Genomic DNA, 11,478 nt, shown 5'->3' on the forward strand with positions numbered 1-11,478 from the left:
GTTTGTTTGATGTTATTTAAGGAGTTTTTTTTAATTGATTAGAGTATTTTTGGCTATACTAATAATATAGAAATGAGAGAAGAGAAAGGTGTGTAATTATGATAAAAGGTGACTTTATTAAACTCTTAAAATAAAAAATACTTAAAAAAGTGTTAAATTGTCAATTAATAGTATCGAGGCTGCTGTACAGGACAAGTAGTAAAAAAACTGTACTAAGTCAAAGGGAGAGCGTAAATTTTTCTACGCAGTCGATTATTTCAGAATTTGGAAATTGATTTTTAAACCAAGTGTACTGGCGCTTTGCATAACGTCTTGTATTTGTTTGGGCAATTTGTATTGCTTCGTTTAGAGTAATCTCACCTTTTAAGTATTTTATAATTTCTGGTACTCCGTGTGCTTTCATAGCTGGCAAACATGAGTCTAGGTTCATGCTAAGTAGATTTTTTACTTCATCAATCGCTCCATTCTTGACCATTGTAATAAAGCGGGAATTTATTTTTTGATATACGTCCTCGCGTTTAGGTAAAATTGTATATATCTTAAAATTATTGAGCAAAGGAGGCTGTCTATTTTTTTGCCACGTGAGAATTGACTTACCAGTTTCAGTAATAACTTCAAGTGCTCTTGAAAGGCGATATGAATCGTTCATAAATATTTTACCTCTAATTTTTGGGTCTTTATTTAGCACTAATTTGTAAAACTCTTCTTTGCTTAAGTTTTTCCTGAACTCAATTACATTTTTTCTTACTTCTTTACTTATTTGTGGAGTTGATGATAAGCCTTTGATCAAACTGCTGATATAAAGACCGCTTCCTCCAGTGATGATGGGTACTTGCAAATTTTCTAGTGTATTATTGATTTCCTTTTTTAAATCTTTTAGCCATAAACCCACGGAATAGTTTTCTCTTGCTGAAACATATCCATACAATTTATAAGGTTTTTCTTGTTTCGATGGCTGAGCGGTAATTATGGGAATTTCTTTATATACCTGCTTTGAGTCACAGTTTATTATTCTAATGTCTAAATATTCTTTCGTTAGATTATTGCATAATTCTGATTTGCCTGAAGCTGTAATTCCTGTAATAATTATTATACTATCTCTCATTTATTTAATTTAACTAACATGTAATAGAGTGTGGTAAAAATTTGGATTCTATAATCTAAAGTTCGGAGACTTTTATGGCAGGGAACAACGATAATAATTCATTTACTAAGCGTTTTTCAAATAGGACTTCTGGTCACGCAGGGGAAAGTTTTTTTAATAGATATTTATCTCAAAACACAAAGGAACGTGTGTTAGGAGAAAAAGGAAAAATCTCTGAATTAGCGAACAGAAAAACTGAATCTAATCAAGCTTTTTCCGAAAGTAGCGGCATAAAAAGCAAGAGTAGAACTTTCAATAAGAGATCCTTTGTTGATGTAACAAGAAGAAGTAGATCAGATCTCATATATCTAGTTCGTGGTAAAGATCGTGGAAGGTCAGCATGGCACTATGTATTAATTGATAAAGATAAGAGGGAAATGTTTCTTGCAAAAAGCAGAACTGGTTCTATGGATGTTGCAGATTATGGAGAGATTTTATATTCAGGATGGGGAGAAAATCCACCACAGGGAATAGTTGATAAAATTAATGAAGAGTTTGGTCTGTAGTAAGTTTGCTGTAGGCTTTGTATAGCTTTTTATATAATAACTAAGTGTAAGGTGTAACATAACATAAAAAGTTTAAGTATTATGGTGCTCCTATCATCTTAATCTATACAGGATGATCTGCTTTAGGTAGAAAGTTAACGAAATTTATCAAGTATTTGTTTAATTGCTCAAGTCTAGAAGACTTAAATTTGTTTTTATGAGGTTGCTCAATTAATGGTCAGTACATCTTCTATTAAAAACTGTATAAATTCATTCCCATTCCAGTAACTCATGAAGATTTTGCCTAAAACAGCTTTAACATTGCCCTGTATGATAGCAGAACCAAGATGAGTATTTACAGAACGAAACGCAATAGCTCTGACCATGGCATCATTATCAACAATGAAGCATTTTATATGGTCAACTCCTACAATTTTAGGTTTTTTGATCTTTACTCCTTGGATAATGAATCTTGGCTCAGGATTACCAATACCGAATGGCTCTAAGCGTTGTAATTGATTCCATAGAGATAGGTTTATTGCTTTGACAGTTACTATACCATCAGCTTTCAAAACTTTATCATTTATGTGGTTTGTGAGCTTCTTAGTAAAAAAGTGACGTAGGTCATTTATTTTATCTTCTCTAATTAAAAAACCTGCTGCCATACTATGGCCACCACCTTCAATAATTAAATTCATATACTTTGCAGAAAGGATTGCAGCACCGATGTTGACTTCAGGAATTGACCTGCAACTTGCTTTCCCTATTCCATTGCTTAGAGATATTACTATTGCTGGTAAGTGGAACTGCTCTTTTAACTTTGATGCAATTATGCCAATTATTCCTTGATGCCAATTACCACTTACTATTATAAAATTTCTGCTTGAATAGGTAGATTTTTCCACTTGTGTTATAGCCTCTGAAAAAGCCTCATTTTCCATCATCTTTCTTGTATTATTTAAATTTATTAATTTTAATGCAATGGAATGTGCTTCTTCTTCGTCATTTGTAGAGAGCAGCCTTGCACCTAGCGATGCTTCTCCAATTCTTCCTCCAGCATTTATGCATGGTCCAATATTAAAGCCCAACCGAGAAACACTTGGCTTTTCAATGATTCCTAACGCATCAGACAAAATGCGTAAGCCAACGTTTTTTCTTGTTGACATAACTTTTAATCCTTGTGAGACGAATGCTCTATTAAGGCCAGTAATCTGCATAGCATCACAAACAGTACCAAGAGCAACTAGATCTAGCAGATCAAATAAATTTGGTTCTTTTCTGTTAGTGAAAAATCCCTGTTCGCGTAGGCTCTTATTAAGAGCAACAACCATTAAAAATGATACTCCAACTGCTGCAAGGTCACTGTAAGGAGAGCTCTCATCAAGACGGTTTGGGTTAACAACTGCCACAGCGCTTGGTAGCTTTTCTACGCTAAGGTGATGGTCAATAACTATAATATCAAGGCCAAAGTTTTTTGCATCTTTTATTGGCTGGTATGCAAGCGTGCCGCAATCAACTGAAATACATAAGTTAATGCCTTCATTTTTAAGTTGTAATAAGGCATCTGAGTTTAATCCATAGCCCTCATTAATGCGATCTGGAATGTAAGTAATAGAGTATACACCAATCATTCTGAGATATCTATTAATCAATGCTGATGATGTTGCGCCGTCGACATCGTAGTCACCAAATATTGCTATATTTTCATCATCATTTATTGCTTGTATTATGCGGTAAACAGCCTTATCCATGTCAAGGAGGTGAAATGGATCTGGTAGTAGTAATCTGATTAGTGGATACAGAAAATTGCCTGCATTTTCTATATTAACACCACGAGTGACGAGTGTTCTTGCTAATGTTTCTGGTAATTCAAACTTCTGGATTAGGGTTAAGACTTCTCTTTGGTCAGCTTCTTGCAACTTCCATAATACGTTTGTTATGCTGCGCTTTTCGATATCAAATAGCATATTTTTTGTAAATAAAACTACTTTACCAGAATTTTTGATTTTGCTCTATTGAAAGATGAGTTAACTATTTGTAAATTAATTGCTTGCTGTTTGTAGAAATATTTGTATTACTTATAATGCTAGTTGATAAAGATTAACTATGGAACTTAATAAAGTTGCAGCATCCATTCTTCTTTCTGGGCTTATGATTATGATAGTCAGTAACGTAGTTGATGTGCTTTATAGTCCAGAGAAATATGAGGTTGAACACCAAACGATAGTAACTGCTGGTGGCAGTGAACTTCAACAAAAGATCGAGCAAATAGCGCTTGATATTGGTGCTCTCATGCAGAATGCCAGCTTTGAGAAAGGTAAATTAGCTGTAAAGAAGTGTATAGCTTGTCATAGTTTTGAGAAAGGTGGGTTTAATAGGGTAGGGCCGAATTTATGGAATGTAGTTGGAAATGAAAAAGCCCACCTTGGTAACGCATTTAATTACTCAAAGGCAATGCTCGAAAAGGGTGGGAAGTGGGGATATGAAGAATTATTTGTCTTTTTAAAGAATCCGCAAGCTTATATAAAAGGGACACGCATGGCGTTTGCAGGTATTTCTAATCCACAAGAAATAGCTGACTTAGTCAGCTATTTACGGCTATTAAGCGATAGTCCAGTTGATTTGCCGAAATAATATATGGATTATTATAAGTTATTTGATGAAAATGGTAGGTATATAGCATATCGGAAGCTACAGGGGGTAAGAGCTTCTATAATCTTTTTTAGTGGGTTTGCGTCTAATATGAATGGGACTAAAGCAACTGCTATTTATAGATTTTGCCAAGAAAATAATGTGGAACTTGTACTGTTTGATTATTTTGGTCATGGTTATTCAAGTGGTAATTTTATTGATTACACAGTAAGTGATTGGCGGAAAAATTGTGCTAGAGTCATTAGTGAGTTAACTAGCGGTAAACAGATAGTTATAGGTTCAAGTATGGGTGGGTGGCTGATGTTGCTTACTGTTCTTCAATTTCCAGAAAGGATTTCAGCATTAATTGGTATATCATCTGCTCCTGATTTTACTGAAGATTTAATATTCAGGCAGTTATCAGGCAAACAGAAAGAAGAGCTAGATTCTAAAGGTATAGTGGATTTTACTTCAGAGGGTTGTACATACAAAATAACCAAGAATTTGATAGAAGATGGTAGAAAGAACCTTCTTTTGAATAAAGAAAGGATAGATATAAGTTCTCCTGTGCGCTTGTTACATAGTATTAATGATAAAGATGTTCCTTATCAGACTTCATTAAATTTGGCTAAAAAAATTAAATCACTTGATGTTGAAGTACACTTGATTAAATCAGCAGAACATAATATGTCTGACAATCGTTCATTAGAAATTTTATTTCAGACCATTAGGGAATTTTGTTCACCGTATAGTGATTAGAATAGTTCATATTTGCTGGATTTATTGGTGGGAGCTTTAATTGTATTAGTGTAATATTAATAAAAACTTGATGATAAGTCTTAGTGACATGCGTTTACATATTTGTAATCTTGTATTATGAAGGAAATAGAAGGGTATTATCCTTGGGAGTAAAAAGTGCAAGAGGAAAGCTAAGTTCAGAAGAACTTAAGGTTTTTATTATATATTGAATTTGCTTTCTGATATTGTAGGAGAAAGAAGTGATCAGAGTTGGCTAAGCACCCTTAGCCAAAAGTGGTTGAGGGATGAATCAAAAGAATTTAGTTCTTTTAAAGAAACTTTGATATGCATGATGGAGATTAATGTGTTCTTTTGTATACTGTGATTTGGGAGGATAATATTAAAGTTATAAGCTCTAATAAAATATTATAAATGAGGAATAAATTCTATAATAAAGAGTGTAAGATGCTTATTATAGTACTGGAAATCAAAAGATTTATTAACATAATTATTACTAATAAGTAGGTTTTTCCTATTCTTTTTTTTCTTATATAAGTTCATTTGTACTTATCGGTAGTGGTTAAATTAGGTTAAAGGAAAGCTAATAGGAATTATAAAAAGAGCTATTGTGTAAAAATTTCTCTAAAATGGCTAAGAAAAACCTCAGTAACTTCTTTTAAAAAAAGAGTAAGAAAAGATTCATGATAGGTGCTGAAATTATTGTCTGAAGTATTGATGTATATTATGACTATATATAAAAGATCATTAGAAAATGGTTAACGATTTAGTAATAAAGTAATTGATGAATAGGAAGGATAAGAATTAAAAATGTATGAATAATTTAATTTTACATAGAATTGAGAGGCTCGATGAAAAAGGTGAGCAAATTATATTTTAGCTATTTGCCTTAAAATATAAAGTGAGGTCCTATAATTATTTTGTTTAGTTTGTATGTTGAAGTAGTATGTAAATTCACTTTGCATGAGTAATTTAGTATATTTTGTTTATGTATCACAGCTGAAAGTCTTTCTTTCGGCTTAAAAATGATTGCTAATCAGCATATGTAAATGTAATATTAATTAATATTTATAAATAAAGCAATTCCGTGGAAAGTAACTACGACGCTGATGCAATAAAAATCTTAAGGGGTCTTGATGCTGTAAAAAAGCGTCCAGGTATGTACATTGGTGATACTGATGATGGGTCTGGTCTGCATCATATGGTATATGAGGTTATTGATAATGCGATAGATGAGTCTTTAGCTGGGTGTTGTGATGAAATTGAAATTAGTATAAATGAAGGTGGTTCAGTATCTGTGACTGATAATGGTCGTGGTATTCCAACTGGTATTCATGAGGAAGAAGGAATATCAGCAGCGGAGGTAATAATGACCCAGTTGCATGCAGGTGGTAAATTTGATAACAATAGCTACAAAGTTTCCGGTGGGTTACATGGTGTTGGGATTTCGGTTGTAAATGCATTATCTAGCTGGTTAGAATTAACTATTTGGCGTAATAGGAAAGAGTATTTTATACGCTTTGAAGGTGGTAAGTCTGTTGAACCCTTGAAGGTAGTAAATGAGAGCACAAATAAAAGAGGAACAAGAGTAACATTTATGCCATCAACAGAAATTTTTAGTAGCATTGATTTTAGCTACTCTACTCTTGAGAGTCGTATTAGAGAATTAGCGTTTTTAAATTCGAATATCAGCATTGCTTTGTGTGACTTACGCAGTAGACCACATATAGAATCTTATTTTAATGGTAGTAAACAATCTAAAAACAATTTTGGCACAGCAAATTTTGTACGATATTTAGATAAAAATAAGACGCATGTTACTAAGATTGCTAGCATTAGAGGTGATGCAAAGGATCTTGGTATTAGTGTGGAGATCTCGATGGGGTGGAATGACTCTTACTATGAGAATATGTTGTGCTTCACAAATAATATTAAACAACGGGGTGGTGGTACACATTTGGCAGGGTTTAGGTCTGCATTAACTAGGTGTATCAATGCCTATGCAACTAATGAGGGTTTTTTGAAAAAAGCGAAAGTAAATTTAACTGGAGAGGATATTAGAGAGGGGTTAACTTGTGTTTTATCTCTTAAGATGCCTGACCCTAAGTTTTCTTCACAAACAAAAGATAAATTAGTTAGTTCTGAAGCGCGCACGGTTGTAGAAAATATAGTTTTTGATAAATTAAGTTCAATGCTTGAAACTGATCCAGAATTGGCAATAAGTATAGTAGAAAGAGCTATCAGATCGGCTAAAGGAAGAGAAGCTGCAAGGAGAGCGCGAGAATTAGTTAAGAATAAAAATAATATTGATGTTGCAACTCTTCCTGGAAAACTTGCTGATTGTCAAGAAAAAATTCCTGAGTTATCGGAGTTATTTATAGTAGAAGGTAATTCTGCAGGTGGCTCTGCAAAGCAGGGTCGTAACCGAAAAACACAAGCGGTACTTGCCTTAAAAGGAAAAATTTTGAATGTGGAACGTGTGGGACTTGATCGTATCTTTTCATCTGCAGAAATTGGTTCCTTAGTTACAGCGATCGGTACAGGAGTAGGAGATGGGCATTTTGATATTAAGAAGGCTAGGTACCATAAAATTATCATTATGACGGATGCAGATGTTGATGGTTCACATATTAGAACTCTGCTCTTGACATTTTTCTTTCGATATATGCGTGAAATAATTGAAAAAGGCTATTTATATATAGCACAACCGCCTCTTTATAAGGTTACAAAAAATACTAAAGATACTTATATTAAAGATGATAAAACCTTTGAGGAATATATAGTAAACTTAGCGGTTAAAAGATTGACATTAAATAATATCAACAGGGATTTACGCTTTGTTTTAAATAAATGCCTTAGTATTTCAAACATTAGCAAAAATTATGATAGGGAAATACCACAAAGCTTGTTGGAATCGCTGCTGATCTTAAGCAAAAAAAATGCCTTGTCATCTACCAGTGAGATATTGAAATATTTAAAGTTGATTTATAGCAAATATACTTGGGAAGTAGAGGTAAAGGATGAAGAAATTCATATTTCTAAATTATTTCAAGGGTTAGCAGATAAGTATGTATTCCAACTTAGCATGCTTGGAAGTAAAGAAATGCTTAGTATATTAAGTTTTCTTGATGATATAATTGATTTATTTGATGGTGATTCATTTTTAAAATCACAAGAAACTGAAATAAAGATTAAATCTCCGAGTGCACTTGCAAAAATAATGATGGAGTATGGTAAAAAAGGTTTAACTCTACAAAGATTTAAAGGTCTTGGTGAGATGAATGCTGATCAGCTTTGGGAGACTACGCTCAATCCAGAAACCAGGACTTTACTAAAAGTTGAAATAAAAAATTGTGAAGAAGCAGATAACATATTCTCAGTGTTAATGGGTGATATAGTTGAACCACGCCGTAATTTTATCAATGATAATGCACTCAATGTGCATGATATTGATGTTTAACTTTCTTTTACTTTTGTTTATTAGTTCTGTACTATATCTCTTCATGGTAATCTTTTTTTGTTGGGATATGTAATGGTTAATGCGCTGTCTTTGCAGGTAATGTTCTATAATTTTACATCGTGCATAATGGCACCTTTATTTATTGTTTGTTTTTAGATTTAATCAATTAAATAAGGGGGAGGAAACATTAAATTGTATTAAAAAAGACCATTTAATTGGGGAATTACTTGCTATTGCTATGTATTTATTGGAAATCAATGCTTATTAGTCAGAAAATAACGAGGTTTACTAATTATGATTAGAATTTGAGCATGGTAATATGCTTTGTTAAGCTTTAAATGGATTTGCATTAGTAGTATGATGCTAAGCGTTGATTTGAAGACTGATTAACTGAAACTGGAAACTTAGGTAGTGTTAAGTAGTAATGATATAAAAAAAGAAGATATTTTTTTTCAGAGAAGTGTAACATTTATGAGCGTCGGGATATTTTTTGTTTGCAGGGATTTTAGTCAAAAAAGATGAATCTGTACTTGAAAACTTATAGCAAAGTAGTAGTGTTAGATAAGTGGAGTTTATTGTTGAAGTCAGTTAAATTCTTTAGGTCAACAATACGTGTAGAATTTAGGGTTATAGCGAAGGAGTATAAATATAAAGATAAAGTTAATTGTATTATTCACTGTGCTTTCATAGTAAATTTTTGCCAGAGGTGAATATTTAATGTTAGCAGGTTATAATAAAATATTTCTAATAGGCAAAAGTAAGTTTAACAATACTGTAAATTTTGTGATGGGTCCTATATACTTAGTTTTTATGGCTGAACTTGCTTAGCGGCACAACTTTTAATATTATATAGTATATGGAAAGGTGGCTGAGTGGTCTAAAGCACACGCTTGGAAAGCGTGCATATAAAAATATGTCGGGGGTTCGAATCCCCCCTTTTCCGTATTACATTCATTGTATGAAAATGGAAGCGAAAGTATGAAAAATATAATGCTGGTCGGTGGCGGAGTTGGAAATGCAGTGTTATTTTTAATAGGGAAGGCACACCTTAAAAACAATAGTAAGGTTCTATACTTTGCTGGCTATAGGAAATTAAATGGTGTATTTAAACAAGCACTGATAGAATGTGCGTCAAGTGCGGTAGTTTGGGCATGTGAAGAGGGATTGATAAAAATAAATAGAGGTCAAGACAGATCCTTTCACGGTAATATAGTTGATGCGATAATCTCTTATCAACAGGGAAAATTAGGTGATACCATAGTTAATTTAGATGCTATAGATAAAATTATTGCTATTGGTTCTGATAAAATGATGAAAGCTATAAATGAAGCTAGGAAAACAATTTTGAAGCCATATCTGAAATCTAGTCACGTGGCAATATCGTCAATTAATTCTCCTATGCAGTGTATGATGAAAGGAATTTGTGCTCAATGTGTGCAACGGCATATAAACTTGGAAACAGAAGAAGAGAGTTTTGTTTATAGTTGCAGTAACCAGGACCAAAATATGGAGTTTGTTGACTTTGATTTTTTAAGTGAGCGTTTGAGGCAAAACAGTTTACAAGAAAAACTTACTGCAAAGTGGATAGATTATGCTCAAAGATGTTAAACAACGAAAAAAGGAAGTAAGGGAGCAATATAGGGCTATAAGAAAGAATACTGATAAAAGCTATTCTATCTATGCAGCAAATTCTCTTATTAATCTTTTCAATAAAAACTTAAGTTATATTATAGGTAGGACAGTTGCGGCTTATGTTCCAATTGATCAAGAAGTAAATGTTGTGCCTTTGATGCATAGTTTACTTAGTTTAGGTTATAAAGTAGCAATTCCTGATGAAAATAAGTTATTAAGATTCAAGGAATGGAGCAAAACAGGTGGAAATATACTCCCTGACACGATAATTACTCCTGTTATTGCTTTTGATGAGTGTTTTAATAGATTGGGTTTTGGTAGTGGTTGGTATGATGCTGTGATAAAAGGATTGCGGCCACTTGGAAAAGTGTTTATAGGCGTAGCTTATGAAAAACAATATTGTAAGAATTTGCCAGTAGAAGAACATGATCAAAGATTGGATATTATGATTACTGAGATACGTATTAGGTATAGATGTCAAAATTTCCTATGATTTTCTTGTTGGCTTTCCTAGAAAATATTCAAAATATTGGTTGCATAACCAACTTGATTTTTCTTTTCCTAACCCTAAGAAGTTTGAAAAATAGTGTCTAAATTTTCAATTGCTTTCTTTATGGTAGAGTAAAGGTTTACAGCTGGGTATTCTGTAATGGTGCTTATAATTCCTTTGGTTTTAGGATTTTACAATCTGTGACTGAATTGTTAATTCGTTCTACTATCGATAATATATTGAATGATTATCGTTCTATTCTATATAAGAAATAAGAAAACCAATTATGATGCATGCTCTGGCGGTTACATTGTAAGATTGTTTATGGTGTTCATTTTTTGTAGTATGCAAAAAATGCGCTTAGATATAACAAAGGTGATGATAATAATTTATCTTTTGATAGGAGTAGTGTTCTGAATAAATGTCTACACGTCTGTTATTATTCAAGGGCATATGAATTGCTGAAATCAATAATGACATAAGGCTATGTGTGTAGGTGTAATAATATTTTTTTATGTAGAAACTTTCAAAAAGAGAGCTTAAGTAACTCATCAGTTTGCCAAATGTTGGCAGTACATACCTTGCTATAGTTACTGTGCTAGTATATAGCTTAAGTTTCTGTTCTAATTTTAAACTTAGCAAAATTTTCTTGAAGTTACGTAAAAGCATCTTACACCTTGCGTGCATTTTCCAGTGTATTTTTCTAAAATTGATTAAGATAGTAATGGAAGAGGAACGTGGTACTTGGAGCATACAATTGAGTTCTTGGCTATAATTATATATTGAATATCTACTTCTTGGACTAAAATTTTACTAGGGGCTACCTAGGTTTTCTTGATTTTGCTTAAAGAACTGATTCATATGTTGCAAAGTGCAGCAT

8 protein-coding genes and 1 tRNA gene are annotated in these 11,478 nt (G+C 32.7%); 7 read left to right on the forward strand and 2 right to left on the reverse strand.

Features of this window, described 5'->3' with window-relative positions; genetic code table 11:
* Positions 1 to 217: 217 nt before the first annotated feature.
* The gene (gene miaA, locus GOY12_RS00525) at positions 218 to 1,105 is read right to left on the reverse strand and encodes a tRNA (adenosine(37)-N6)-dimethylallyltransferase MiaA (protein ID WP_175818150.1); all 888 of its coding nucleotides are present in this window, start codon (positions 1,103 to 1,105) and stop codon (positions 218 to 220) included.
* A 74-nt stretch (positions 1,106 to 1,179) separates the two neighbouring features.
* Between miaA and GOY12_RS00530 the strand changes: the two genes are divergently transcribed.
* A complete protein-coding gene (locus tag GOY12_RS00530) occupies positions 1,180 to 1,650 on the forward strand; it encodes a hypothetical protein (RefSeq protein WP_175818151.1) in 471 nt (156 codons plus the stop codon).
* Between the two features lie 206 nt (positions 1,651 to 1,856).
* Here the strand turns inward: GOY12_RS00530 and recJ are convergent, their stop codons facing one another.
* Positions 1,857 to 3,596, reverse strand: a complete 1,740-nt coding sequence (gene recJ, locus GOY12_RS00535) for a single-stranded-DNA-specific exonuclease RecJ (RefSeq protein WP_175818152.1) — start codon at positions 3,594 to 3,596, stop codon at positions 1,857 to 1,859.
* Positions 3,597 to 3,735: 139 nt separating this feature from the next.
* Between recJ and GOY12_RS00540 the strand changes: the two genes are divergently transcribed.
* The 6 genes from GOY12_RS00540 (at position 3,736) to GOY12_RS00565 (ending at position 10,601) form a co-directional block, all read left to right on the forward strand.
* The gene (locus GOY12_RS00540) at positions 3,736 to 4,263 is read left to right on the forward strand and encodes a c-type cytochrome (protein ID WP_175818153.1); all 528 of its coding nucleotides are present in this window, start codon (positions 3,736 to 3,738) and stop codon (positions 4,261 to 4,263) included.
* Positions 4,264 to 4,266: 3 nt separating this feature from the next.
* Positions 4,267 to 5,019 (forward strand): alpha/beta hydrolase, encoded by a 753-nt coding sequence (locus GOY12_RS00545; RefSeq protein WP_175818154.1) that lies wholly within the window; start codon positions 4,267 to 4,269, stop codon positions 5,017 to 5,019.
* Positions 5,020 to 6,103: 1,084 nt separating this feature from the next.
* On the forward strand, positions 6,104 to 8,476 hold the full coding sequence (gyrB, locus tag GOY12_RS00550) for a DNA topoisomerase (ATP-hydrolyzing) subunit B (RefSeq protein ID WP_175818155.1): 2,373 nt from the start codon (positions 6,104 to 6,106) through the stop codon (positions 8,474 to 8,476).
* A gap of 858 nt (positions 8,477 to 9,334) precedes the next feature.
* Positions 9,335 to 9,419: transfer RNA gene (locus GOY12_RS00555), tRNA-Ser, on the forward strand.
* Positions 9,420 to 9,454: 35 nt separating this feature from the next.
* Positions 9,455 to 10,084: a ferredoxin reductase domain-containing protein gene (locus GOY12_RS00560; RefSeq protein WP_175818156.1), complete on the forward strand. Its 630-nt coding sequence runs from the start codon at positions 9,455 to 9,457 to the stop codon at positions 10,082 to 10,084.
* Positions 10,068 to 10,601 (forward strand): 5-formyltetrahydrofolate cyclo-ligase, encoded by a 534-nt coding sequence (locus GOY12_RS00565; protein ID WP_175818157.1) that lies wholly within the window; start codon positions 10,068 to 10,070, stop codon positions 10,599 to 10,601. The genes GOY12_RS00560 and GOY12_RS00565 overlap by 17 nt, the downstream gene beginning before the upstream one ends.
* The last annotated feature ends 877 nt before the right edge of the window (positions 10,602 to 11,478 follow it).

The sequence above is a fragment of the Wolbachia endosymbiont of Dirofilaria (Dirofilaria) immitis genome (assembly GCF_013365455.1).
GTDB lineage: Bacteria > Pseudomonadota > Alphaproteobacteria > Rickettsiales > Anaplasmataceae > Wolbachia.